Here is a 23,869-nt window from a genome sequence, read left to right on the forward strand (position 1 = left end):
CATCTCCTTGGACGGACGGGTAGGGGGCGCGGGGGCCGGGAACGGATCCCGACCCCCGCGGGAGGTCACTGGGTGACCGTGAATCCCTGCTTCTTGGCGTACGCGACGACCGCGTCCTGCCAGTCGGACAGGCCCTTCTTGAGATCGGTCTTGTCCGAGATCGCCTTGCCGAGGGTGTCGTTGTAGCTCGAGTAGACGTAGTCCATGAAGGGCAGCCACTGGAACTTCACGTCGACGGTGTCCGAGATGCCCGTGAAGAGCTTGTTGACCTGCTGGCCGCCGTAGAAGTCGGCCTTCTGGTCGACGAACGACGAGTCCTGCAGGGTCGACTTGAGCGTCGGGAACAGGAACTGCTCGTTCGCGAGCTTCAGCGTCGACTCCTTGTCGTTGTTGATGAACTTGGCCAGCTCGTACGCCGCGATCTTGTGCTGCGACGACGACAGGACCGCGTCCGACGACCCGCCCCAGTTGCCCGAGACGTCATCGCCCGCGTTCCACTGCGGGATCTTCGCCGCGGCCCACTTGCCCGCGGTCGCCTTGGCCGAGCCCTGGAGGAACACCGGCGCCCAGGCCGGCGACGGCCAGCCGGCGTACTTGCCGGAGTTGAAGCCCTGGTACCAGTTGTCGTTGAAGTCCGCGTCGTTGGAGACGAGGTCCTTCTGCAGCAGGTCGTTCCAGTAGGAGACGACCTTCTGGGTGTCGGCGCTGTTCAGGTCGATCTTCACGCCCTTCTTGCCGTCGTAGCCGAACGGCTTGGCGCCGGCCTGCCAGAAGAAGCCGACCATCTGGCCGGGGTCGTTGCCCGGGAGGTTGGAGATGTAGGAGCCCGTCTTGGACTTCACGGCCTCCGCGTCCTTGGCGTACTCGTCCCACGTCGCGGGCGGCGTGGTGACGCCGGCCGCCGACATGATGTCGGTGCGGTAGAGGTTGCCGAGCGGCCCGGAGTCCTGCGGGATCGCCCACACGCCGCCGTCCGACACCTGGTTCCACACCCAGTCGACGTACTGGCTGCCGAGCTTGTCGGCGCCGTACTTCGACAGGTCCTCGAGGCTGTTGGTGAGGCGGAACGAGGAGATGTACTGGTACTCGATCTGCGCGACGTCCGGGGCGCCCTTGCCCGCCTTCAGGGCGGTGCGCAGCTTGGTGTACTGGTCGGCGCCCGATCCCACGTTCTGCAGGTTGACCTTGATCTTGGGGTACTTCTTCTCGAACAGGGCGACCTCGTTCTTGAGGTTCGGCACCCAGCTCCACATGGTGATCGTGGTCGGGGTGTTCATCGCCTTGTCGATGTCGGACTGGCTCACGGGGCCGCTGGAGCCGCCGGAGCCGGTGTTGCCCGAGCAGCCGGTGAGCGCGAGCGCGGCGACCACCGCGAGCCCGCCCAGCAGCGTTGCTGTCTTGCGTGCGCTTCTCATGGTTCTCTTTCGGTGAAGGGGTCGGACTACTCGGTCGAGGAGTCCGTCGCCTCGAGCACGACGGCGGACCGCGGCGCGAGGAGCAGGGGGGAGCCGGCGGCGTGCTGCGCGCCGGTCACGAGGTCGCGCATCGCGGCGGGCACGACGACCTCGCTCGCGGTGGACGACCAGTTGGAGACGAAGGCGATGCGCCGCCCCGCCGAGACGCCGGTCGCGACCGAGACGCTCGGGCCCGCGGACCACGCGGCGCTCGCGCGATCCGGCACGAGCCAGCGGGCGATGCTGCGCGCGAGCGCGGGGTTCGGCACGGTGGGCAGATAGCTGACCCGCCCGGCGCCGAAGGGCGCGCTGGTGAGCGCCGCCTCCGCGCCGAGCTCGTTGGCGGTGAACCGGGCGAGCACCTCGGCGCCCTCGGGCTCGAGCACGTCGATCCAGTGCTCGCCGGCGGCCCCCGATTCGAGCTCCAGCGCGTCGGAGGTCACCGGCAGCGGCGCCTCGAGGTTGCTGTAGACGTCGTAGCGGAGCCGCGCGGCGTCCGTCAGCCGTGCCGGGGCGACCTCGGCCCGCGCCCGGGCGAGCTCGTCGCCGTAGCCGGTGCGGATGCCGAGCACGAGATGGCCGCCGGCCTCGGCGTACGCGCGCAGGTGGGCGAGCACCTCGTCACCGGCGACGTAGAGCGCCGGAGCCAGGAGGACGGGGTGGCGCCGCACCAGCTCCTCGACCGGGGTGCGGAGGAACCGCGCGACGTGCTGGTAGCGCACCTGCGCGCCCGCCTCGAAGAGGCCCTGGTAGTACGCGTCGAGGATGTGCTCGTAGGCGTGCCGGTCGGGGCCGCCGGCGGCGTCCGCGAGCGGCGGGTAAGAGGAGTAGGACCACTTCGTGTCGGTGGAGTACAGCATCAGCACATCGGCGTCGGGCGTGTAGTCGTCGAGCGCCGACCCGATCGCGCGGAACGCGGCGCCGATCTCGGCGACCTCGCGGTACACGCGCCCGGGCTCGCCGCTGTGCGGGAGGACCCCGCCCCAGTAGGTCTCGGTGCCGAAGTGCAGCGTGTGCCAGTGCCAGTACTCGACCATCCGGCCGCCGCGCGAGAGCAGCGCGAAGGCCGCCTGGCGCAGCTGTCCCGGGTACGGCGGGTGGTTGCTCCATGGGCCGCCGATCGACTGGGCGTCGGTCTCTGTGACGAGGTACTGGCAGTCGGCGGACGACCAGGCGCGGTCGCCCCACTGGTGCAGCGCCCAGACGCCGGTGTGCCACCAGCGCTCGGGCGACGCCGCGACCGTCGCCGGCTGATCGAGCGCGTCCTGCATCCGGTAATAGGGGTTGCCCGCGACGACGTCGAGGTTCGCGACGAGCTGGTCGTCGGCGACCTGCGGGCGCGGGTACGAGATGCACGTGGTGATGAACTGGTCGTCGCGCGCGTACTCCCGCACGACGTCCGCCTGCCACGAGATGAGCTCGGTCGCGAGCGTCGACTGGAACCTCCGCCACTCCAGGTCGTACTGGGGCTGGTAGTTGCCGTCCGGGCGCCAGAGATCGGCCCAGTCGGAGAGCCGGTGCGACCAGTAGACGAGACCCCACGCCTCGTTGAGCGCCTCGACCGTGCCGTAGCGGCTTCTCAGCCAGTCGACGAAGCGCTGGAAGACGCCCTCGTTGTGCGGCAGCAGGAGGCCCGGCTCGTTGTCGACCTGGTACCCGATCACCGCCGGGTGGCCGGCGTAGCGCTCGGTCACCTTCCGCACGATCCGCTCCGCGAAGAACCGGTATGCGGGGTGGCTCTGGTCCATCTCCTGCCGCCCGCCCCAGCCGACGCGCTGCCCGGTCGCGCTCTCGGCGGCGATCTCCGGGTGGCGGCGGGCGAGCCACATCGGGACGGCGTAGGTCGGCATCCCGAGGATCACGCCGATCCCGCGCGCGTGCGCCCCGTCGAGCACCGGCAGCAGCCACTCGAGGTCGAAGTCCCCCTCGCGCGGCTCCCACGTCGACCAGACCGACTCTCCGACCCGGATGACGGTGAAGCCCGCCTCCTGCATGAGGTCGAGGTCGCGCTCGGTGCGGTCGACGGGCTGGTACTCCGCGTAATACGCGGCTCCGTAGAGAACACCGGAGAAGCGGGGAGCTGCCGTCATCATCGACTTTCGTGAGGGATGTTATCGACAACATTCCGCATGTTGTCGTTAACATCGAGCGAGTGCCATGACCGTAACCGACGCGCGACGACGAGCGCAACATCCGGGCCGTGTCCGGCCCGCTAGGGTCGGCGCACGATGAACGACGCCCGCGGCCCGGTGGCCGAGCCCGCGCGGGCTGCCACCATCTACGACGTCGCGCGGCTCGCCGGGGTGTCGCACGCGACCGTGACGCGCATGCTCCGCGGCTTCGAGGGCATCCGGCCCGAGACCCGCGAGCGCGTGCAGCACGCGCTCGACACCCTCGACTACCGCCCGAACCTCACCGCCCGATCGCTCATCACCGGCCGCTCGCACCGCGTGGGCGCGGTCATGCACGAGTTCGAGCAGGTGGGACCGAGCCGGATCGTGCAGGGCGCCGCCCGCGCGGCGCGCCAGGCGGGCTACGTGCTCGACATCGTGACGCTCGACGCGACCGATCGCGCCTCGATCGAGGAGAGCCTCGAGCTGATGACCCAGCACGACCTCGCCGGCATCATCGTCTTCGCCTCCACCGACGACATGGCCGAGGCGTACGCGCAGGCGCGCTTCCGCGTGCCCGTGGAGCTCTCGATCGACGAGGACGGCGGCGCGTCCGTCGAGCAGTCGATCGGCCGCGCCCTCGACCGGACGGTCGCCCGGCTCGCCGCGCTCGGCCACCGCCGCCTCGTGCACATCGCCGGCCCCCCGGGCTGGGTCGCGGCCCGCAACCGCGAGGCGTTCTACCGCACCGCCGTCGAGCGGCACGGGCTGGAGTCGGCCGCCACCATCGCCGGCGACTGGTCGTCGGCCTCCGGGTACGCGGCCGTCGCGCAACTGCCACCCGACGTGACCGCGATCGTCGCCTCGAACGACCAGATGGCGCTCGGGGCGCTCCGCGGGTTGGAGGAGCACGGGGTCCGGGTGCCGGAGGACGTGTCGGTGACCGGGGTCGACGACATCCCGGAGGCCGCCTACCTGCGCCCGCCGCTCTCCACCGTGCGCCTGGACTTCCTCACCCAGGGCGAGGGGGTGTTCCTGCGCCTGCTGAAGCGCATCGACCCCGCGGCGGCCGCCGGACCGGGCGTCCCGACCGAGCCGACCGCGCTGTTCATCGAGCGCGGGTCGACCGGGCCCGCACCGGCGCCGCGGCGCTGACCGATCCCGGCGGCACCGCGTCGGACGCGGCTAGCGTGGGGAAGTGACCGCCGATTCCGCCGCCGCGCCTGCGCCCGCGAGCGCCGGGATCTGGTCGGGGCGGCTCCTGTGGCTCACGCTCGGCGCCAACGCGATCGTCTTCCTCGCCGCGTTCGATGCCCTCGCGGTGACGACGATCATGCCGACCGTCGCACGCGAGCTCGACGGGGCCGCGCTGTACTCCGCCGCGTTCTCCTCGACGCTCGCCGCCGGGGTCATCGGCACCGTGGCGGCGGGAGCCTGGTCCGACCGCCGCGGACCGGTCGCGCCGCTCGTCGCGGCCGTCGCGATCTTCGTCGCCGGGCTCGTGGTCGCCGCCACCGCCACCGCCATGCCGCTCTTCGTGCTCGGCCGGTTCCTCCAGGGGCTCGGGATGGGCGCCGCGATCGTGTCGATCTACGTCATCATCGCCCGCGCCTACCCGCCGGCCCTGCACACCCGGGTGTTCGCGACCTTCGCCGCCGCGTGGGTCGTGCCGGGGCTCGTGGGGCCGGTCGCCGCGGGCGCCGTCTCCGACGCGGTCGGGTGGCGCTGGGTCTTCGTCGGGGTGAGCGTGCTCGTGGTCGTCGCGCTCGGCATCGTCGGGCCGTCGCTGGTGCGGCTGCGACGCGAGCCGCCGCCCGTGCACGAGGGCGCCGCTCCGACGCCGCTCTCGCGCACCGCGCGCGACCTCGTCCTGGCGACGCTCCTCGCCCTCGCGGTCGTGGGGATCAGCGCCGCGGAGGAGCTGCCGCTCGCGGTCGGATGGATCGTCGCCGCGGTCTGCGTGGTCGCCGCGGTGCTGCTGTTCCGACCCCTCCTCCCGCACGGCGCGCTGACCGCGCGGCGCGGGCTCGGTGCGACGATCCTCCTCCGCGGGGTGATCGCCGCCGCCTTCTTCTCGACCGAGGTGCGGCTGCCCTACCTCCTGCAGGCGCACTACGGCTGGAAGCCGTGGGCGGCCGGCCTCATCCTGACGATCGGCGCGGTCGCGTGGGCCGCGGCGTCGGTCGTCCAGCCGCGGCTCGGCGACCGGATCAGCGAGACGCGCGCGCTCGTCGTGGGCGCCTGCCTGCTCGCGACCGGCATCGCACTGCAGTTGGTGACGGCCGCGCTGACGCTGCACCCCGCGGTCGCGGGCGTCGGGTGGCTCATCGCGGCCGGCGGCATGGGCACGATGTACCCGCGACTCAGCACCATGATGCTCGGCTACTCGGCGCCCGCCGACCAGGGATTCAACAGCTCGGCGCTCAGCAACATCGAGTCGGTCGGCGGGGCGACCGCGATCGCGCTCGGCGGTCTCGCGTTCGCGACCGCGGGGGGCGCCGCGGGGCTGGGATTCCCGGTCGCGATCCTCCTCGCGACCGTCATCGCGCTGGTCGCCCTGCCGATCGCGGTGCGCGCCGAGACGCGGGAGCGGGCGGCCGGTTAGGCGGGCGCCGGCGGCGTGGCTATCCTCGCGACACGCCGGACCCCTACGGTCGAGGGGTGCTCGCCGCCCTGACCGCCGCGCTCGCGGGCCTCGCACTCGGGGCATCGCTCATCGTCGCGATCGGCGCGCAGAACGCGTTCGTGCTCCGGCAGGGTCTTCGCCGCGAGCACGTGGCGCTGGTCGTCGCGATCTGCGCCGGCTCCGACGTCGTGCTCATCGCCCTCGGCGTCGGCGGAGCGGGCACGCTCGTGCGGGCCGTGCCGTGGCTCATCGTGGTCGCGCGGATCGCGGGCGCCGCTTTCCTCGCGGCCTACGGCGTGCTCGCGGTGCGGCGCGCGATCCGGGCGGCCGCTCTCGTCGCGGGATCCCAGGCCGGCCCCGGCACCCGCGCCGCCGTCGTCGCCGCCTGCCTCGCCTTCACCTGGCTGAACCCGGGCGTCTACCTCGACACCGTGGTGCTCGTCGGCTCCATCGCGGGCACGCACGGCGACCTGAGCTGGGCATTCGGCGTCGGCGCGGCCATGGCGAGCATCCTGTGGTTCTCTCTGCTCGGCTTCGGGGCGCGCGCCCTCGGCCCGGTCTTCCGCCGTCCCCTCGCTTGGCGCGTCCTCGACGCGGTCATCGCGGCCGTGATGTTCGGCGTGGCGGTCTCCCTCGTGCTCCCCCTGCTGCCACCGCTCCCGTCGGTGTGACGAATGACGGAGATTGCGTCGTCCGGTACGACCGCATCACCGGGGATCCGTGGTTCCCACCTCCCGCGAGCGCGCGATCTCCGTCATTCGTCCGGGGACGTGAGGCGGCCGAGCGGGTCAGGCCGCGAGGTGGAAGGTGCTCGCGAAGCGGTCGAGCAGTTCGCCGCGACCGCCGAGCACGCGCACGGCGCCGGTCGCGATCGCGCGGGCCGGGGCGAGCTCCCCCGACAGGAGACGCCGGATCTCGGGGCCGGCCGCGAACGCCAGGTCGACACCGCGGGCCGCATCCTCGCCCGCGCCCCGGCGCACGTCGAGAGCCGGGCCGTCGACGCGGATGCGGAGCTCCGCAGAACCGAGCTGCGCCGCGTAGGCGGTCGCGGGCAGGCCCGCCGCGACGTCGGCGCGGAAGGCGGAGCGGAGCGCGACGGTCATCGCGTCGGGGGTGATGATCTGCTCCTCGCGGGCGTCGCCGAGCGCCTTGAACCCCCACGCCGAGAGGCCGAGCACGATCGGCTCGAGCTCGCGGCCGTAGGGGGTGAGCTCGTAGATGACGATCCGCGAGCGCGGGGCGCGACGGATCACGCCGGCCGCCTGCAGCTCCTTGAGCCGCGCCGCCAGGATGTTGCTCGGGATCCGCGGCAGACCCGCGGCGAGCTCCCCGTAGCGGCGCGGCCCGACGAGCAGGTCGCGCACGATGAGCAGCGCCCAGCGCTCGCCCACGAGCTCGAGCCCGCGGGTCACGCCGTCGTACTGCCCGTAGTCGCGCGCGGCCATGACCGGTCCCCGATCAGGCCTGGTGCTCGGCCGCGTAGGCCGCGGGGCCCTCCGCGGCGGCCTTCGGATCCATCCAGCCGAACTCCACCTGGTTGCCGTCGGGGTCGGCGATGCCGCGCTGGTACATGAAGCCGTAGTCGGAGGCCGGCCGCGGCTCCGTGCCGCCCGCGGCGAGCGCCTTCCCGGCGACGGCGTCGACCTCCTCCCGGCTGTCGTAGAACAGCGAGATCGCGACGGCGGGGTTCTTCGCGTTGTCGCCGATCGGCAGGTCGGTGAAGGTCTGGAAGAAGTCGCGCGTCACGAGCATGAAGTAGTTGTGGTCCTCCTCGATCACGATGCAGGCGGCGTTGTGGTCGGTGAACGCGGGATTCACGGTGCCGCCGATCGCCGTGTGGAACGCGACGGCGCGATCCAGGTCGGTGACCGGCAGGGTGACGAACATCATGGCTGGTTCCTCTCGTCGGAGTCCGTGTCGGACGGGAACCACACTTGCAAAAAACAAGCACACGGTCAATCCCCGCGTCGACCGGAGTTCACCCGGCTGCCCTACGGTCCGACCGTGCCCGGCAACCTGCGGACGATCATCGGCTTCGTCCTCATCAACGGCTGCACGTTCGCGCTCGACCTGGGGATCGTCTCGCTCACGCACGGGGTGTGGGGGTGGCCGGTCCCCGTCGCGGTGACGGTCGGCTACGCGATCGCGTTCACGGTCTCGTTCGTGCTGAACCGCCGGTTCAACTTCCGCTCGCACGCGCCGGTCGGCGGCCAGGTCGCCCGGTACGTCGGGGTCGTCGCGGTCAACTTCCTCGTGCTGCTGCTCGGCCTGACGACCGGTCTCAGCGCGATCGGCGTGCAGTACCAGCTGGCGAGGATCATCGCGGGCGCCGGCGAGGGCGTCTTCATGTACTGCGCCATGCGGTGGTTCGTGTTCCGTCCGCGGGCCGGGGGTGGTCCTCGGGCTCGATCGGGAGCACACTGGTCGCCATGACGGCGACGGAGCCGGCGGATCTCGACATCACCTTCACCGCGACGCTCGGCAGGGTCCGCGAGGGCGACACCTGGACCTGCGTGCAGATGCCCGGCTCCGCCACGATCCTCGGCACCCACGGCCTCGTCAAAGTCGAGGGCACCGTGGACGGCGAGCCGTTCCGCGGGGCGTTCATGGCGCTCGGCGACGGCACGCACAAGCTCCCGGTCGCGGCGGCGATCCGCCGGCGGATCGGCAAGTCCGACGGCGACGAGGTCACCGTGCACCTCGCGCGCCGGCTGAACTGAGGCCGGCGCCGGATCAGGCGCCGCTCAGCACCCGCAGCACCTCGGCATGCTGCCCCCGCGCCTCCGCGTATCGGAAGTAGCCGACGTCCTCCACGCAGATCTCCTCGAGCGGCGGCTCGACCGCGAGGAGCTGCATGACCTCGTCGAGGAACTCGTCGAGAGGCATCCCCGAGCCGGCCTCCTCCTGACCGAAGAGCGTCGTGCGCACACCCGGCGGGACCAGCTCGACGACCTCCACGCCCCGGCCGGCGAGCTGCACCCGCAGGCTCTGCGTGTACGAGTGGATCGCCGCCTTGGTCGCGTTGTAGGTCGGGGTGACCGGCAGCGGGACGAAGGCGAGCCCGGACGACACGGTCATGATCGCGGACGACTCGCGGGCGAGGAGCTGCGGCAGCATCGCGTGGACGAGCCGGATCGTGCCCAGCAGATTGACCTCGACGGTGCGCTCGGCGATGTCCAGGTGACCCGGATCGGTGAGGTCCTCGGCGAGCATGATGCCCGCCATGCACACGAGGGCGTCGACATCGGGGTGGTCGCGGGCGACCCGAGCGGCGAGCTCGTCGATGGAGGCCGGATCCGCGACGTCGAGCGGAAGCGTCGCGAGGCCGTGCTCGGCTTCGATCGCCGCGCGCAGGTCGTCGCGCCGTCCCGCGACGACGACGACGTTGCCGGCGTCGCGCCAGCGCAGCGCGAGCCCCAGGCCGATCCCCGAGGTCCCTCCCGCGACCAGGATCGTGTTGCCGCTCGCCCTCATCCCCTCAGCTCCCGGACGGCGCGGAGACCCGATCGCCGATCGTCAGGTACTCGTCCAGCCCGACGAGGGCGTTCAGCTCGTCCAGCCCGTCCATCCGGGGGCGCCACGGGGCGGAATCGCCCGAGCGGCGCAGATCCGCGAGGAAGCCGCTCATCTGGTGGGACGCGATCCGCAGCGTGGTCGTCGGATAGATGACGAGCTGGAATCCCAGGGCGTGGAACTCGCCCGCCGACAGCAGCGGGGTGAGTCCCCCCTCGCTCATGTTGGCCATGAGCGGGCCGGGGAGCTCGGTGCCGATCCGCCGCAGCTGCTCGTGATCGGGCGCGTCGATGAAGAGGACGTCCGCGCCCGCGTCCGCGAACCGACGGCACCGGGCGAGCGCCTCATCCGGACCCCGCGGGGCCAGAGAGTCGGTCCGCGCGATGATCACGGTCTCGGGATTCCGGCGCGCGGCGGCCGCGCTGGCGATCTTGCGGACGGCGGTGTCCGCGTCGATGACCTCCTTGCCGGCCATGTGACCGCAGCGCTTGGGCCAGACCTGATCCTCGATCTGGAGGGCCGATGCGCCCGCCTCCTCGAGCAGACGCACGTTGGCCCAGACCGAGGTCTCGTCGCCGTACCCGGTGTCGAGATCGACGATGACCGGGAGCTCGGGCACGACCCGGCGAACCGCGCGGAGCGCATCGAGCTGGTCGGTCGCGCCGAGCAGTCCGATGTCGGGGAGGCCGTGCCGCCAGGCGGCGACGGCGTACCCGCTGAGGTAGAAGCCGCCGAACCCTGCGGCCTGGGTGGCGAGCGCCTCCAAGGGCGTCCCGCCCCCCGGGATCACCGCGGGCCGCGAGGTGTCGGTGAGCTGCTGGCGGAGGGTCGGGACGGTCATGCGGGCTCCTTCTCATCGAACAGGATCATCTGGCGGAGCGCTCGACCGCTGTCGAGGGCGTCCATCGCCTCGTTCAGGTCGTCGAGACCGATCCGCGACGACATGAGGCGCTCGACCGGCAGACGCCCGGCTCGCCACATGTCGAGGAAGCGCGGGATGTCGCGCGAGGGGATCGAGCTGCCGAGGTAGCTGCCGATGATCCGCCGGCCCTCCGCCACCAGCGCGAGCACCGAGAGCGACGCGAGGTCGTCGGGCGCGGGCAGCCCGACCGTGACGGTGCGCCCTCCCGCCGCCGTGAGCCGCACCGCGGTCTCGAATGCGGCGGCGCGGCCCACGGCCTCGATGACCGCGGCGGCCGTGATCCCCTCGGCGAGGGCGTCGTCCGGTGTGAGCGCCCGGGCCGCCCCGAGCTCGATCGCGGTCGCGAGCTTCTCGGCGTTGGCGTCGACGGCGACGACCTCCACGCCGTCGACCGCGAGCGCCACGAGGAGCGCGGCCATGCCGACGCCGCCGAGGCCGACGATCGCCACCCGTTCCCCGGGCTGCACGTCGGCGGCGTTGATGACCGCGCCTCCGCCGGTGAGCACGGCGCAGCCCATGATCGCCGCGACGGCCGCGGGCACATCGTCGCCGACGACGACGACCGAGCGGCGGTCGACGACGGCGTGGGTGGCGAATCCCGAGACGCCGAGATGGTGGTCGACGACCCGACCGTGATCGCGGATCCGCTTCGCCCCGTCGAGGAGCCGACCGGACCCGTTGGCGGCGGAGCCGGGCTCGCACGGCGTCCGACCCCCCGAGCGACAGGACGCGCACTCCCCGCAACGCGCGAGGAAGGTCATGGCCACGCGATCGCCCACGGCGACATCGGCCACCTCGGTCCCGACGCGTTCGACGACGCCGGCGGCCTCGTGCCCGAGCAGCAAGGGAACGGCCCGGGGACGGACGCCGTTGACGACCGACAGATCGGAGTGACAGACGCCGGCGGCTTCGATGCGCACGAGGAGCTCGTGGGGGCCCGGATCGCCGAGCTCCAGGTCACGGACGACGATGGGACGCGACACGCTCCAGGGCGCGGCCGATCCGACCTCTTCCAGGACGGCTCCGGTGATCTTCACGACGCCCTCCCGAGCGGTTCCAGGTCGGCGGGGCTGGACAGCCGTCCCCGCACCGCGGTGGCGGCGGCCACGGCGGGCGACACCAGGTGCGTGCGCGCACCCGGTCCCTGCCGCCCCTCGAAATTGCGGTTGGAGGTGGAGGCCGTCCGCCGGCCGGGCGTCACGACGTCGGGGTTCATCCCGAGGCACATCGAGCAGCCGGCGGAGCGCCACTCGGCGCCCGCCTCCCGGAACACGCGGTCGAGACCCTCCTCCTCCGCCTGCCGCTTCACGGCCATCGACCCCGGGACGACCAGGAGGCTGAGGCCGTCGGCGGCCCGGCGGCCGTCGAGGACGGCGGCCGCGATGCGCAGATCCTCGATGCGGCTGTTGGTGCAGGAGCCGATGAACACCGTGTCGATCGCGATGTCGCGCATCGGGGTGCCGGCCTGCAGACCCATGTACGAGAGCGCACGCTCGGCGGCCGCCCGACCGACGGGGTCGTCGATGCCGTCGGGATCGGGGACGGCCGCATCGAGCGGCACTCCCTGGCCCGGGTTGGTGCCCCAGGTGACGAACGGCTCGATGGCCGAGCCGTCGAGCACGAACTCGTGGTCGAAGACCGCGCCGTCGTCGCTCGCGAGCTCGAGCCAGCGCTCCGCCGCCTCGTCCCAGTCGGACCCGGTCGGCGCGTAGGGGCGCCCCGCCAGATAGGCGAGCGTCGTCGCGTCGGGCGCGACCAGGCCGGCGCGCGCTCCCCACTCGATCGTCATGTTGCACAGCGACATCCGCGCCTCGATCGAGAGGGCCCGGATCGCCGACCCGCGGTACTCGACCACGTGGCCCTGGCCGCCACCCGTCCCGACGGTCGCGATGAGGGTCAGGGCGAGATCCTTCGACGAGACCCCCGGTCGGAGCTCCCCCGTCACGGTGACGGCCATCGTCCGGGGCCGGGTCTGCGGCAGGGTCTGGGTCGCCAGCACATGCTCGACCTCGCTCGTGCCGATACCGAAGGCGAGGGCGCCGAGCGCCCCGTGCGTCGAGGTGTGGGAATCGCCGCACACGATCGTCATCCCCGGCTGCGTGAGTCCCGTCTCCGGCCCGATGATGTGCACGATCCCCTGCCCCGCGGTGCCGAGCCGCTGCAGGCTGATCCCGAACTCCTCGCAGTTGCGCCGCAGCGCCTCGACCTGCGCACGGCTGACGGGGTCGCGCAGCTCGAGGGTGTCGGTGGGCACGTTGTGGTCCTCGGTCGCGAGCGTCAGATCGGGACCGTGGACCGGCCGCCCGCTGAGGCGGAGACCGTCGACCGCCTGCGGGCTCGAGACCTCGTGGACGAACTGCAGGTCGACATAGAGCAGGTCGGGCAGGTGCGGATCGCGCTCGATGCGGTGGGCATCCCAGATCTTCTCGACCATCGTCCGGGGCGCGCTCATGCGGCTCCCCCTTTCGCGCCCCGGAGGTACTCGAGCACCGATCGATGCGGCAGCACCTCGGCGTACTTCGCCTGCAGGTCGTAGAGGTTCGCCTCGTGGGGCCCGTCCGCGCGATCGCCGACGGCCTCGCGATCGACGACCGGGACGAAACCGTGCTGGATCGCGTCCACCGCCGTCGCGCGGATGCATCCGCTGGTCGAGACCCCGGCGATCACGAGCGTGTCGACGCCGTTGGCCTGCAGGGTGGAGGCGAGGCTCGTCCCGAAGAACGCGCTGGCGTACTGCTTGACCAGCACCGGCTCCGACGGCAGCGGCTGCACCTCCGGCATGATCGCCGCCTCGTCGCTGTCGCCGACGAAGGCGGCGAGAGCGCCCACCTTCTGGAAGAAGCGGCCGCCGTCGAGACCCCCCTCGACGAACGAGACCCGGGTGTGCAGCACGAGGATCCCGGCCGCGCGTGCGGCAGCGAGGAGCTCGGCCGCGGCGCGCAGGCAGTCGTCGCGCCCCATGTACAGCTGGGCGCCCGGCTGGAAGTACGCCCTCACCATGTCGACGACGACCAGAGCGGGCCGGGCGCCGAGCGGCAGCCGGCCGGCGAACCCGGCGTCCGCGTCGGTCATGACCTCGTCGCGTGCGCTCACCGTGCAGCCTCCTGGATCCGCGGCATCAGGCGCCAGCGGCGCGCCTCGTACTCGGCGATCGCCGCGCTCGACTCCAGCGTGATCGCGATGTCGTCGAAGCCGTTGAGAAGACGCCACCGCGTGTACTCGTCGATCTCGAACGCGGTCTCCAGGTCGCCGCAGCGCACCGCTCCGCGCCGGAGGTCGACCGTGATCTCGCGCCCCGGCTCCGCCTCCAGCGCGTCCAGCAGGCGCTCGACCGTCGGTTCGGGCAGCGTGAGCACCAGCAGGCCCGATTTGCCGGCGTTGTTGCGGAAGATGTCGCCGAACCGCGGTGAGATGACGACTCGGAAGCCGTAGTCCTGGAGCGCCCACACCGCCGGCTCCCGGGACGAGCCGGTGCCGAAATCGGGGCCGGCGACCAGGACCGTCCCGCCGCTGAATGCGGGATCGTTCAGCACGAAATCCGGCTCCCGGCGCCAGGCCGCGAACAGGGCGTCCTCGAATCCCGAGCGGGAGATCCGCTTGAGGTATCGCGACGGCAGGATCTGGTCGGTGTCGACGTTGCTCGCACGCAGCGGCACGCCCACGCCGACGTGGACCGTGAAGCTCTCCATCCGCCGCTCAGCCCCGCAGACTCGACAGCATCGAGGAGGTGAGCAGGAACTCGTGACGCGCCTCGTCGTCGGCGCCCAGCGCCTCCCAGGCCGCCCGCTGCGCGGCGCGACGCTGCTCGTCGTCGTCGCGCAGGGCTGACCAGTTACCCTCGGTCTCCTTGCCCACGAAGTCGAGGGCGACGGCGCGGCGACGCTCGGCCCAGCGGTCGAGGTCGGCGTCGACCTCCTCGCCCGCATGTCCCCGGAGCAGGATCTCGGCGAGCAGATAGCCGTCGTGCACCCCGCTGTTCATCCCCATCCCGCCCATCGGATTGTTGACGTGGGCGGCGTCGCCGACGAGGTAGGTCGACCCGTCCCGCAGCCGGTCGGCGACCTTGCGATGCACCTCGTAGAGGGTGACCCAGTCGATCGCATCGGCGTCCCGGTCCGGCAGCACGCGCCGGAACTGACGCAGGACGTTGTCGGGGGCGAGCACGTCCTCGTCGGAACCCCATGAGGGCGGTGCCGGGAACAGGATCCGCCACCCGCTCGGGTTGCGCATGAGCACGTGCCAGTCCACCGGGTCGGCGATGTAGTTGACGTAGGCGATATCGGGAAGCTCCTCCTGAAGCGGCACCTGCGTCGAGATGACGAGGAAGCGCTCCGGGTAGGTGTGCCCGTGGAAGCCGATGCCGAGCTGCTCGCGGACGGTGCTGCGCATCCCGTCGGCGCCGACCAGGTGCGCGGCGCGGATCGTGCCGCGGCGCGGACCCGACTGGACGTCCACCTCCACGTGGCCGTCGATCCGGCGGATCGTGCCCACCCGGGAGTTCGGGTGGTACTCGGCGAGGGGCTCCTCGTCGAGCGCGGCGATCGCCATTCGGGTCATGACGCTCTGCTCGCACTGCAGGCGGAACGGGAACCGGGTGTCGCCGCTCAGGATGTCGAACCGCAGGTCGACGATCTTGCCCAGCTTCGCGTCGCGGAACTGGTAGGAGTCGGCGCGGACGCCGCGTTCGATGAGCGGCTCCGCAAGACCCAGGTCGTCGAGCATCTCGAGCGTCGGCGGGTGGAACGTGGTCGCCCGCTCCTCGAGTCCGGTCGCCTCGCGCTGCTCGAGGACGATGACGCGCATCCCTCCGCGGGCGAGCTTGAGGGCGGTGGTCGCGCCCACCGGGCCCCCGCCGACGACGATGACGTCGGCGTCGAGGGGCGGGACGGCGGGACCGGTGGCAGTGGGGTCGCTCATGGCGTGTGGTTCTCCGGGAGAAGGGGCGGCGGGATGGTCAGAAGTTGCGGAGCAGGGTGCCGGCACCGCCCCAGGTGTCGGTGAAGCCGGCCTGCCGCAGGGTGTGCCAGATGGTCGCCGCGTTGATGGCGATGACCGGTTTTCCGAGCCAGTGCTCCGCCTCGTCGGCGGTGCGGACGAACGACAGATTGGTGCCGACCTGCACGATGGCCTCCACGTCCGGGGAGTCGATCTCCTTGAGGGTGCGGATCACCTCCTCCGGGGTGATCTCCGCGATGGCCGTCGCGCTGGACGCACGGAGACCCGTGATGGCGACCACGTCGAACCCCGCCTCGGTGAAGTAGCGGTGCACGTTGACGTCGGCGATGGGCTGGTAGGGGGAGAACACGGCGATGCGCTTGACGTCGAGCGTCTCGAGCGCGGCCCGGCAGGCGGTGGCGCCGGTGGTGACCGGGAGGCCGCCGGTCAGGGACCGCACGTGCTCGATGAAGCTCTCGTTGCCCTCGACGCCGCCCCAGAAGGTCTGGGCCGACATCCCCATCATCATGAGCTCGGGCTTGCAGGTCATGACGTCCCGCAGCGCGGTGTCCATCGACGCGTTGATCTGGAGCCGGAGCTTGTCGAAGTTCTCGTTGCTGTCCATCGACGGGTGCTCGATGTACATGCGCCCGGTGTGGAACGTGATGCCGTGCGGCGCGAGCATCGCGGTGTCGTGCTCGACCACGGTGTTGGTCGAGGGCACGATGACCCCGATCTTGCTGCGGTAGCCGGTGACGTCGAGGGTCATGGACGGTCCTTGTCTGCGGTGTCGGTGCGAAGCACGGCGCGCATCACCTGCGCCGCCGGGTCGGTCACCTCGGCGAACGCCCGGTCGGCGTCGGCGAGGTCGTAGGAGTGGGTGACGGTGGCCCGCGGCGTCACCGCGCCGGAGGAGACGAGCTCGATGGCCTCCGGGTATCGGCCGGCACCGGACTTGACGCCGACCACCGTCAGCTCGTCGCCGAGGATCTGCGGGACGGGGATGTCGGCGGACGCGCGCCCGATGAGCGCGATGACGGATCCGCGGTTCGCGAGGCGCCGGGCGAGTTCGATCCCGGGCGCCGAGGCGGACGTGTCGACCACCAGGATCGGGCCCTCGGCGGCGGCCGCCGCGGCCGAGCCGTCCGCGACCGCGAGGCCGAGATCCGCGGCGATCGCGCGGCGGGCGGGCTGCGGCTCGTGCAGGAGCGCCGTCCAGCCGCGCGCCTGCAGGGTCTGGGCCAGGAGCACACCCAGCGGACCGCCGCCGACGACCTCGGCGTGCCGCCCGGCGGGCGCGAAGTCGCCGATCCGATCGAGCAGATGCAGGGCGACCGCGACGGGTTCGAGGGCCGTCGCGTCGACGTCATCGAGGGCCGCGGGAACGGCGACGAGCCGATCCGCGGGCACGACCACGAGGTCCGCCATGGTGCCGGCCGAGGTCATGCCGAGGTAGCTGCCCGTCGCGCAAAGCTGGGGACCGCCGGCGGTGCACCAGGGGCAGGCGCCGCAGGCGATGGTCGGATCGATCGTGACGCGGTCGCCGAGTTCCGGCCCGGTGACGCCGGGCCCGAGCGCGTCGACCGTGCCGACGGCGTCGTGCCCGAGCGTCGTCGGGAAGCGCTCGGCGCGACCCAGATACCCGTGCACGTCGGTGCCGCAGATCCCCACCGCGCGGATGCGGACCCGCGCCTCGCCGGGTCCCGGCTCGGGGGCGGGCGACTCCACCAGGCGGAGCTCGCGCGGTGCCGTGAGGGTCAGGACCCGGCCGCCGACCCGCGGCTCGGCGACGGCGCTCACGCGGGCACCGGGTAGGCGTTGCCGCGCGCGGTCCCGGTGCGGATCGCGTTCGGGTAGTTGATCGCGTGCGTCTGCAGGTACTCGGCGATGCCCGCCTCCCCGAACTCGCGCCCGTGCCCGCTCAGCCCGCGCCCGCCGAAGGGCGCGCGGAGCGAGGTGCCGGCGCGGTTGGCGCAGTTCAGGAAGGTGAACCCGACGTCGAGCCGCCGGGCGACCGCCTGCGCGTGCGCCTCGTCGGTGGACCAGACGGACGACGCCAGGGACTGCTCGACGGCGTTGGCCCGCTCGATCACCTCGTCCTCGGTGTCGTAGGCGAGGATCGGCACGACCGGGCCGAACTGCTCGTCCGCGACGAGCGGGTGGTCGTCCGCGAGGCCGGTGACGACGGCGGGGTGGACCCAGTAGCCGTCGGCGTCGGGGATCTCCACGTCGCCGATCCGGTGCAGGACGCCGCCCGCGGCCTCGGCGGACGCGATGAGCGCGTGGAGCCGCTCCTGGTGGTCGCGGGTCACGACGGGACCCATCGTCGACTCGGCCGCGAGGGGATCGCCGACCTTCAGCGCCGTGGCCGCCGCCGCGGTGAAGCCGGCGACGAACTCGTCGTGGCGCTCGCGCGGCACGAAGATCCGCTTGGTGGCCATGCAGACCTGCCCGCTCGTGAGGAAGGCGCCGAACACCGCGCGGATGTACATGTCCTCCGTGTACTCGGCGTCGCGCAGGAAGATCGCCGCGTCGTTGCCGCCGAGCTCCATGACCGTCGGGGTCACCCGTTTCGCGGCGGTCGATGCGATCGACCGCGCGGTCACGAGCCCGCCCGTGAAGGTGACCTTGGCGACGCGCGGGTCGCTCACGAGGGCCTCGCCCACGTCGGCGCCGCCGTTGACGATGTTGAGCACGCCGTCCGGCAGCCCGGCCGCCACGGCGGAGAGGAACTCCGTGACGGCGAGCGGCGCGAGCGGCGACGGCTTCAGCACCATCGTGTTGCCCGTCATGAGGGCGGGGACGACCTTGAGCGACGCCAGGATGACCGGCGCGTTCCACGGCGTGATCGCGGCGACCACGCCGAACGGCTCCTGGACGATGACGAGACGGCCCTCGTCGTCCTCGACCACGACGTCGGCGCACAGCCGCTCGGCGAGGGGCGCCGCGTAGCGCGCGAGCGCGGCGGCGAACCCCAGCTCGCCGAGCGCGTCGGTCACCACCTTGCCGAGCTCGGAGGCCAGCAGACGCGCGCGCTCGGGGTTCGCGGCCGACGCCGCCTCGATCGCGTCGCGGACGAGGCGGGTGCGGTCGGAGACGGGCGTCGCCGCCCACGGACCGGCGGCCGCGTGCGCGGCACCGATCGCCTCGGCCGTCAGGGCGGCGTCGCCCGCGGCCACCTGGCCGACGATCTCCGTCGGGCGCGCGGGGTTCTCGCGGGTGATCACGGAGGTGCCGGCGACGGCGCGGCCGCCGATCCAGAGAGGGAGGGAGAGGGTCATCGATGCATCCAGGTCAGAACTCGGTGCCGGCGACGGCGGCGTTGATCTCGTCGGCGCGGCGGCGGACCGCCTCGACGATCCGCGCGCGGTGCGCGTCGTCCAGGCGGAAGAGCGGGCCGGCCACGCTCAGTGCGGCGACGACCCGACGGTTGACGGTGATGGCGGCGGCGCAGCCCCAGATCCCGTCGGAGACCTGGCCGAAGCTCTCGGTCCAGCCCTGCTCCGCGATCGCGGCGAGCTCCTCCTCCCCCGGCAGCTCGGGGTCGTTCTCCACCGTGCGGAGGAAGGAGTAGTAGTCGGCCCGCTCCTTCGGGGTGAGGGCGGCGAGCAGCAGCCGGGCGGCGGAGCCGCGATTGAGCGACATCAGGACGCCGCGCTCGAAGGTGAGCCGGACCGGCTGGGCCGACTCCTCGATGTCGACGGCGACGACCGCCTGACCGAGGCGTCGGATGACCAGCGCGGTCTCGCCGGTCTCGCGGGCGAGCTCCTGCACGACGGGGTGGGCGATGTCCGACAGGCCGGCGGCACCGGCGCGGGCGGCGCGGGCCAGGCCCACCGCGCGCAGCGAGACGCGGTAGCCGCCGAACTCGGCCTCCTCCAGGAGCCCGAACTCGCGCAGCAGGCTCACGTAGCGGTAGGCACTGCTGACCGGCACATCCAGCGCCGTCGCCATCTCCTGCACACTCCGCGTCGGATCCTCCTCGCTGAAGGAGAGCAGCAGAGAGAGCACCTTGCGGGCGCTCTCCGACCCGGAGGTCGCCTTGCTGCCCGCTGCTGCCGGCCGTCTCACCTCTGGTCCGGTCATCCCTTGGCCTCCCTCTTCGTCCGATGCATCAGCCCTGGGCCTCCTTGACACGGATGCCGGTCTTCAGCCCCTCCGTGTCGCCGCTCAGCTGCAGCGACTTCACCTCGAGGTAGGCCTCGAAGCCGTAGACCCCGAGCTCGCGGCCGAACCCCGACTGCTTGTACCCGCCGAACGGCGACACCAGGTTGAGAGGGGCCCCGTTGATGTCCATGCGCCCGGTGCGGACGCGCTTCGCGAACTCGACCGCCGTCGCGTCGTCCTCCGCCCACACCGCGCCGTGCAGCCCGAACGAGCTGTTGTTCGCGATCGCCGCCGCATCGTCCTCGTCGCGATACGGGAGCATCGCCATGACGGGTCCGAAGACCTCCTCCTGTGCGATCCGATCGTCGGGCCGGACGTCGCGGAACACCGTCGGCTTCACGAAGTAGCCGCGGTCGAGGCCCTCCGGGTGCCCGAGGCCGCCGGTGACCAGCTGCGCGTTCGACGCCTGGGCGGCACTGATGTAGTCCTGCACGCGGTCGTAGCACGCGAGGTTCTGCTGCGGTCCGAGGTTGGTCGCGGCGTCGGTCGGGTCGCCGACGACGTAGGACTCCGCCTGGTCCTTCGCGATGTCGGCGGCCTCGTCCTGCCGGTGCGCCGGCACGAGCATGCGCGACCAGGCGAGGCACGCCTGACCGGAGTTGAAGAACGCCTGGTCGATCGTGATGCGGACGGCCTTCTCGAAGTCGGCGCCGTCGAGGATGACGCTCGCGCTCTTGCCGCCGAGCTCGAGGTGCATGCGCTTGATGGTCTCGCTGGCAGCGGCGAACACCTGCCGACCGGCACGGGTGGAACCGGTCATCGACACCATGTTGACGAGGGGGTGCCGGCTGATCGCCTCACCGACCGTCGGCCCGTCGCCGGTCACGATGTTGAAGACGCCCGCCGGGAGGCCGGCCTCCTCGAGGATCTCCGCGAGGATGAAGGCCGTCAGCGGCGTGTACTCGCTGGGCTTCAGCACCACGGTGCAGCCGGCGGCGAGCGCCGGGGCGAGCTTGGCCATCACGAGCTGGATGGGGAAGTTCCAGGGGCTGATGGCCCCGACGACGCCGACCGGCTCCTTGAGGATGAGCGAGTTCGCGATCCGGTCGGTGAACTCGAAGCTCTCGAGGATCGGCACGTGCGACTTGAGCACGTTCAGCGGGAAGCCGACTTGGTGCGGCAGCGAGATGCTGACCGGGGCACCGACCTCCGCCGTGATCACCTCGGCGAGCTCGGGGCCGCGGCGCTCCATGCCCTCGGCGAAGCGGGCGATCAGTGCGGCGCGCTCCGCGGGCGTCGTGACGGACCACGTCTCGAACGCGCGGGCCGCCGCACGGACGGCGAGGTCGACGTCCTGGGCGGTCCCCATCGGGATCGCGCCCAGCACCTCCTCGGTCGTCGGGTTGATGAGGTCGCGCATCTCGGAGCCGGTGGAGGCGACCCATTCGCCGTCGATCCAGTGACGGGGGCGGGTGAACTCGGGCATGTCGATCCTTTCGAGGGGTGGGGTCAGGAAGCGGCGGACAGCGGGCGTCCGCCGCGGGTCATGGCGGCCAGGACGCCGCTCTCGCTCGCATCGGCGCCGTCGATCTCGTCGACGACCTCGCCGCGGTCGACGACGAGGATCCGGTCGCAGAGCTCGACGAGCTCCGGCAGGTCGGTGGTGACGAGGAGCACGGCGTCGCCGTCGGCGGCGAGCTCGCGGACGCGCTGGTGGATCTCGGCGCGCGCGCCCACGTCGACGCCGGCGGTCGGGTCGTGCAGCAGCAGCACCCGCGCATGCGTCGCGATCCACCGGGCGAAGACGGCCTTCTGCTGGTTGCCGCCGGAGAGGGACGACAGCGCGCGCCCCAGGGACCCGGCGAGATCGACCCGTGCGGCGGTCTCGGCGGCGAGCCGACGCTCGCGGCGCGGGGAGACGACCCCGAGGGTGGCGACGGCCCGCAGATCGGAGATCGAGATGTTGGACGCGATGTCGTGGCTCGGCAACGTCGCGAGCGTGCGGTCACCGGGCACGTAGGCGACACCCGCTTGCACCGCGCGCAGGCGGTCGCCGGACTTCAGCACCGCACCGCCCACCGTCACCGTGCCGGTGCGGCGCGGCTCGATGGCCCCGACGGCGCGGATCAGCTCGTCGGCCCCGGATCCGGCGAGGCCGGCGACCCCGAGGATCTCGCCCGCTCGCACGGTGAACGACGCGTTGCGCAGCGGACCCGCCCCGAGAGCGTCCACGACGAGAACCTGCTCCCCGTCGACGCGCGCCCCGCGGGCCGTCTCGGGGACGCGGTGCGAGACGGCGTCGACCGGGGTGACGAGCTCGACGAGACGGCGGTGCGTGATCTCCTCGCGGCCGAGGTCGGCGACGACACGGGCGTCCCGCACACCGGTGACCGATTCGGCGACCGCCGAGATGTCGTCGAAGCGGTGCGAGACGTAGAGCACCGAGACGCCGCCCTCGGCGACGGTCGACACCATCCGCAGCACGGCCGTCGCCTCGCTCGGGGCGAGGGCGGCGGTGGGCTCGTCGAGGATGATGAGGCGCGCGTCGGCGACGAGCGCGCGGGCGACCATCACCAGCCGACGCTCGACCGTGGACAGCGAGCTGACGTCGGCGTCCGGGTCGATCGAGCTGCCCACCCGCCGCAGCGCGTCGGCCGCGAGGCGACGCGAACGCCCCGCGGAGACCACCCCGCCGCGTCGCGGCTCCCGGCCGAGCACGATGTTGCCGGCGACCGAGAGATTGATCGCGAGCTGCATCTCCTGCGGGACGAGCGCGATCCCGGCGGCGAGCGCCTCCTGGGGGCCGCGGAACCGCACCGGGGTGCCGTCGATGAGCAGCTGACCCTCGTCGATGCGGTGGATGCCGGCGAGCATCTGCATGAGAGTCGACTTCCCCGCGCCGTTGGGGCCGACCACCCCGCGGACCTCCCCGACGCGGAGCTCGAGGTCGGCATCGCCGATCGCGACGACTCCGTTGAAGGTCTTCGTGAGCCCGACGGCGCGCAGCCAGGGCTCCGGCGGCGTTGTCCGTCCGGCCATCAGGCCGCCCGCCGACGGTTGAGGGCCAGGATCGCGACGAGCAGGATGACGCCCTGCAGCAGCTGGCCGAGCCAGGTGGGCTGATTGAGCATCGTGACGCCGGTCTGGATGACGGCGAGGAACAGGCCGCCGAGCATCGCTCCGGGGACGTTGAATCGCCAGCCGCGGCCGAGTGAGAGGCTCAGGTAGGCGGCCGCGAACGCGGGCAGGGTGAGCCCCGACGCCGGATCCGGGTAGTACTGGGCGGCCTGCGATGTGATGAGCACACCCGCCAGGCCGGCGCAGATGCCGACGAGCGTGAAGCTGACCACCTGCGTGAGTCGCACGTTGACCCCGGCGATGCGCGCGGCGGCCGGGTTGTCGCCGATGGCGGTCGCCTGGCGCCCGAACACCGTGAACCGGAGGACGAACGCGAGCACGGCGACCAGCACCGCCACGACAACGATGTCGACGTTGACGCCGCCGACCTTGACGTTCGTGAGGGCGATGTAGGACTCCGGGATCCCCTGGAACACGGTCTGGGTGGAGATCGCGAGCATGACGCCCTCGATGGCCGCCCCGGTCGCGAGCGTCCCGATGAACGACGGGAGTCGCGTGAAGGCCACGAGGAGACCGTTGACCAGTCCGAGGACGCCACCGAGCGCGAACGCGAGGAGCACGGCCACGCCGGGCGGGACGTGCCAGAGCACCATCGACTGGACCGCGAGGGCCGCGGCCGCGCCGGCGATGAAACCGAACGAGAGATCGAACTCCCGCAGCGACAGCACGAGGCAGAGCCCGGCGACGACGAGGAGCAGCGGCAGATTCTGCTGCAGGACCGAGACGAGGTTGTTGACGGTGGGGAAGACGTCCGGCCGCAGGATCGAGAAGAGGACGATCGCGGCGACGAAGACGATGGGGAGACTCCATCGCTGGATCCCGCGCCCCAGGTTCGGGCGGGCGGGGGCGACGCGGGCCGGCGACGCTGCCGGAGCCGTGTCGAGGGACTGCGCTGACTCGCTCATGGGAGGGTCCTTCGCGTCGAGGGCTATCGAGGGGGAGCCGCCGCCCCCCCCCAAACACGGGCGGCGGCGGCGGGGATCAGATACCCGACGTATTCTTCCAAGCCCCCAGGGAAGGCTTCGCGGTCACAAAGAGCCGGGAGCACACCAGGCCGTCGGCG

23 protein-coding genes are annotated in these 23,869 nt (G+C 72.3%); 5 read left to right on the forward strand and 18 right to left on the reverse strand.

The features are described from left to right. Positions 1-65: 65 nt before the first annotated feature. Together ACTHM3_RS07295 and ACTHM3_RS07300 are read right to left on the reverse strand one after the other, a co-directional pair. Complete coding sequence (locus ACTHM3_RS07295) at positions 66-1,415, reverse strand: ABC transporter substrate-binding protein (protein ID WP_440405444.1); 1,350 nt, start codon at positions 1,413-1,415, stop codon at positions 66-68. Between the two features lie 26 nt (positions 1,416-1,441). Continuing rightward, positions 1,442-3,544: a beta-galactosidase gene (locus ACTHM3_RS07300; protein WP_440405445.1), complete on the reverse strand. Its 2,103-nt coding sequence runs from the start codon at positions 3,542-3,544 to the stop codon at positions 1,442-1,444. Positions 3,545-3,682: 138 nt separating this feature from the next. Here ACTHM3_RS07300 and ACTHM3_RS07305 point away from each other — a divergent pair, with 138 nt between their 5' ends. From ACTHM3_RS07305 to ACTHM3_RS07315, 3 genes are read left to right on the forward strand one after another with little or no spacing between them, the layout of a single operon-like run. After that, a complete protein-coding gene (locus ACTHM3_RS07305) occupies positions 3,683-4,720 on the forward strand; it encodes a LacI family DNA-binding transcriptional regulator (RefSeq protein WP_440405446.1) in 1,038 nt (345 codons plus the stop codon). A 43-nt stretch (positions 4,721-4,763) separates the two neighbouring features. After that, entirely contained in the window at positions 4,764-6,170 is a 1,407-nt protein-coding gene (locus tag ACTHM3_RS07310) for an MFS transporter (protein ID WP_440405447.1), read from the forward strand. Between the two features lie 56 nt (positions 6,171-6,226). Beyond that, a complete protein-coding gene (locus ACTHM3_RS07315) occupies positions 6,227-6,862 on the forward strand; it encodes a LysE/ArgO family amino acid transporter (RefSeq protein WP_440405448.1) in 636 nt (211 codons plus the stop codon). Positions 6,863-6,979: 117 nt separating this feature from the next. On the opposite strand, the gene ACTHM3_RS07320 is transcribed toward ACTHM3_RS07315, so the two are convergent. Both ACTHM3_RS07320 and ACTHM3_RS07325 read right to left on the reverse strand, forming a co-directional pair. Continuing rightward, complete coding sequence (locus tag ACTHM3_RS07320; RefSeq protein WP_440405449.1) at positions 6,980-7,636, reverse strand: winged helix-turn-helix transcriptional regulator; 657 nt, start codon at positions 7,634-7,636, stop codon at positions 6,980-6,982. Positions 7,637-7,649: 13 nt separating this feature from the next. Continuing rightward, positions 7,650-8,081: a VOC family protein gene (locus ACTHM3_RS07325; protein ID WP_440405450.1), complete on the reverse strand. Its 432-nt coding sequence runs from the start codon at positions 8,079-8,081 to the stop codon at positions 7,650-7,652. Positions 8,082-8,195: 114 nt separating this feature from the next. Here ACTHM3_RS07325 and ACTHM3_RS07330 point away from each other — a divergent pair, with 114 nt between their 5' ends. Both ACTHM3_RS07330 and ACTHM3_RS07335 read left to right on the forward strand, forming a co-directional pair. Beyond that, positions 8,196-8,624, forward strand: a complete 429-nt coding sequence (locus ACTHM3_RS07330; protein ID WP_440405451.1) for a GtrA family protein — start codon at positions 8,196-8,198, stop codon at positions 8,622-8,624. Beyond that, entirely contained in the window at positions 8,621-8,911 is a 291-nt protein-coding gene (locus tag ACTHM3_RS07335) for a DUF1905 domain-containing protein (RefSeq protein ID WP_440405452.1), read from the forward strand. The genes ACTHM3_RS07330 and ACTHM3_RS07335 overlap by 4 nt, the downstream gene beginning before the upstream one ends. 13 nt (positions 8,912-8,924) lie before the next feature. Here ACTHM3_RS07335 and ACTHM3_RS07340 read toward each other — a convergent pair whose 3' ends face one another. From ACTHM3_RS07340 to ACTHM3_RS07405, 14 genes are read right to left on the reverse strand one after another with little or no spacing between them, the layout of a single operon-like run. Then, entirely contained in the window at positions 8,925-9,665 is a 741-nt protein-coding gene (locus ACTHM3_RS07340; RefSeq protein WP_440405453.1) for an SDR family oxidoreductase, read from the reverse strand. Between the two features lie 4 nt (positions 9,666-9,669). After that, positions 9,670-10,545 carry an isocitrate lyase/PEP mutase family protein gene (locus ACTHM3_RS07345; RefSeq protein ID WP_440405454.1) on the reverse strand — a complete coding sequence of 292 codons (876 nt, stop codon included), beginning with the start codon at positions 10,543-10,545 and terminating at the stop codon, positions 9,670-9,672. Next, complete coding sequence (locus ACTHM3_RS07350) at positions 10,542-11,663, reverse strand: alcohol dehydrogenase catalytic domain-containing protein (protein ID WP_440405455.1); 1,122 nt, start codon at positions 11,661-11,663, stop codon at positions 10,542-10,544. Before ACTHM3_RS07350 ends, ACTHM3_RS07345 begins: the two co-directional genes overlap by 4 nt. Continuing rightward, complete coding sequence (gene leuC, locus ACTHM3_RS07355) at positions 11,660-13,078, reverse strand: 3-isopropylmalate dehydratase large subunit (RefSeq protein ID WP_440405456.1); 1,419 nt, start codon at positions 13,076-13,078, stop codon at positions 11,660-11,662. The genes ACTHM3_RS07350 and leuC overlap by 4 nt, the downstream gene beginning before the upstream one ends. After that, positions 13,075-13,719: an isochorismatase family protein gene (locus ACTHM3_RS07360; protein ID WP_440405457.1), complete on the reverse strand. Its 645-nt coding sequence runs from the start codon at positions 13,717-13,719 to the stop codon at positions 13,075-13,077. The genes leuC and ACTHM3_RS07360 overlap by 4 nt, the downstream gene beginning before the upstream one ends. After that, positions 13,716-14,315: a 3-isopropylmalate dehydratase small subunit gene (gene leuD, locus ACTHM3_RS07365; protein WP_440405458.1), complete on the reverse strand. Its 600-nt coding sequence runs from the start codon at positions 14,313-14,315 to the stop codon at positions 13,716-13,718. Before leuD ends, ACTHM3_RS07360 begins: the two co-directional genes overlap by 4 nt. Before the next feature lie 7 nt (positions 14,316-14,322). Further along, positions 14,323-15,543 carry an FAD-dependent oxidoreductase gene (locus ACTHM3_RS07370; RefSeq protein ID WP_440405459.1) on the reverse strand — a complete coding sequence of 407 codons (1,221 nt, stop codon included), beginning with the start codon at positions 15,541-15,543 and terminating at the stop codon, positions 14,323-14,325. A gap of 37 nt (positions 15,544-15,580) precedes the next feature. Further along, positions 15,581-16,330, reverse strand: a complete 750-nt coding sequence (locus ACTHM3_RS07375; protein WP_440405460.1) for a maleate cis-trans isomerase family protein — start codon at positions 16,328-16,330, stop codon at positions 15,581-15,583. Continuing rightward, on the reverse strand, positions 16,327-17,361 hold the full coding sequence (locus ACTHM3_RS07380) for a zinc-dependent alcohol dehydrogenase (protein WP_440405461.1): 1,035 nt from the start codon (positions 17,359-17,361) through the stop codon (positions 16,327-16,329). The genes ACTHM3_RS07375 and ACTHM3_RS07380 overlap by 4 nt, the downstream gene beginning before the upstream one ends. Continuing rightward, positions 17,358-18,842, reverse strand: coding sequence for an aldehyde dehydrogenase family protein (locus ACTHM3_RS07385; protein ID WP_440405462.1), 1,485 nt, complete (start codon positions 18,840-18,842; stop codon positions 17,358-17,360). Before ACTHM3_RS07385 ends, ACTHM3_RS07380 begins: the two co-directional genes overlap by 4 nt. Positions 18,843-18,855: 13 nt before the next feature. Next, a complete protein-coding gene (locus ACTHM3_RS07390; RefSeq protein ID WP_440405463.1) occupies positions 18,856-19,632 on the reverse strand; it encodes an IclR family transcriptional regulator in 777 nt (258 codons plus the stop codon). A gap of 43 nt (positions 19,633-19,675) precedes the next feature. Continuing rightward, on the reverse strand, positions 19,676-21,154 hold the full coding sequence (locus tag ACTHM3_RS07395; protein WP_440405464.1) for an aldehyde dehydrogenase family protein: 1,479 nt from the start codon (positions 21,152-21,154) through the stop codon (positions 19,676-19,678). 23 nt (positions 21,155-21,177) lie between these two features. Next, a complete protein-coding gene (locus ACTHM3_RS07400) occupies positions 21,178-22,707 on the reverse strand; it encodes a sugar ABC transporter ATP-binding protein (protein WP_440405465.1) in 1,530 nt (509 codons plus the stop codon). Next, positions 22,707-23,711, reverse strand: coding sequence for an ABC transporter permease (locus ACTHM3_RS07405; protein ID WP_440405466.1), 1,005 nt, complete (start codon positions 23,709-23,711; stop codon positions 22,707-22,709). The genes ACTHM3_RS07400 and ACTHM3_RS07405 overlap by 1 nt, the downstream gene beginning before the upstream one ends. Positions 23,712-23,869: the final 158 nt, after the last annotated feature.

The organism is Pseudolysinimonas sp. (genome assembly GCF_051954455.1).
Lineage (GTDB): Bacteria > Actinomycetota > Actinomycetes > Actinomycetales > Microbacteriaceae > Pseudolysinimonas.

What these genes read in the sequence shown, in the direction of transcription:
- ACTHM3_RS07295 (WP_440405444.1), bottom strand. Translation starts at nt 1,415, where the DNA reads ATGAGAAGCGCACGCAAGACAGCAACGCTGCTGGGCGGGCTCGCGGTG.
- ACTHM3_RS07300 (WP_440405445.1), bottom strand. Translation starts at nt 3,544, where the DNA reads ATGACGGCAGCTCCCCGCTTCTCCGGTGTTCTCTACGGAGCCGCGTAT.
- ACTHM3_RS07305 (WP_440405446.1), top strand. Translation starts at nt 3,683, where the DNA reads ATGAACGACGCCCGCGGCCCGGTGGCCGAGCCCGCGCGGGCTGCCACC.
- ACTHM3_RS07320 (WP_440405449.1), bottom strand. Translation starts at nt 7,636, where the DNA reads ATGGCCGCGCGCGACTACGGGCAGTACGACGGCGTGACCCGCGGGCTC.
- ACTHM3_RS07325 (WP_440405450.1), bottom strand. Translation starts at nt 8,081, where the DNA reads ATGATGTTCGTCACCCTGCCGGTCACCGACCTGGATCGCGCCGTCGCG.
- ACTHM3_RS07335 (WP_440405452.1), top strand. Translation starts at nt 8,621, where the DNA reads ATGACGGCGACGGAGCCGGCGGATCTCGACATCACCTTCACCGCGACG.
- ACTHM3_RS07340 (WP_440405453.1), bottom strand. Translation starts at nt 9,665, where the DNA reads ATGAGGGCGAGCGGCAACACGATCCTGGTCGCGGGAGGGACCTCGGGG.
- ACTHM3_RS07345 (WP_440405454.1), bottom strand. Translation starts at nt 10,545, where the DNA reads ATGACCGTCCCGACCCTCCGCCAGCAGCTCACCGACACCTCGCGGCCC.
- leuC (WP_440405456.1), bottom strand. Translation starts at nt 13,078, where the DNA reads ATGAGCGCGCCCCGGACGATGGTCGAGAAGATCTGGGATGCCCACCGC.
- leuD (WP_440405458.1), bottom strand. Translation starts at nt 14,315, where the DNA reads ATGGAGAGCTTCACGGTCCACGTCGGCGTGGGCGTGCCGCTGCGTGCG.
- ACTHM3_RS07370 (WP_440405459.1), bottom strand. Translation starts at nt 15,543, where the DNA reads ATGAGCGACCCCACTGCCACCGGTCCCGCCGTCCCGCCCCTCGACGCC.
- ACTHM3_RS07375 (WP_440405460.1), bottom strand. Translation starts at nt 16,330, where the DNA reads ATGACCCTCGACGTCACCGGCTACCGCAGCAAGATCGGGGTCATCGTG.
- ACTHM3_RS07385 (WP_440405462.1), bottom strand. Translation starts at nt 18,842, where the DNA reads ATGACCCTCTCCCTCCCTCTCTGGATCGGCGGCCGCGCCGTCGCCGGC.
- ACTHM3_RS07395 (WP_440405464.1), bottom strand. Translation starts at nt 21,154, where the DNA reads ATGCCCGAGTTCACCCGCCCCCGTCACTGGATCGACGGCGAATGGGTC.
- ACTHM3_RS07400 (WP_440405465.1), bottom strand. Translation starts at nt 22,707, where the DNA reads ATGGCCGGACGGACAACGCCGCCGGAGCCCTGGCTGCGCGCCGTCGGG.
- ACTHM3_RS07405 (WP_440405466.1), bottom strand. Translation starts at nt 23,711, where the DNA reads ATGAGCGAGTCAGCGCAGTCCCTCGACACGGCTCCGGCAGCGTCGCCG.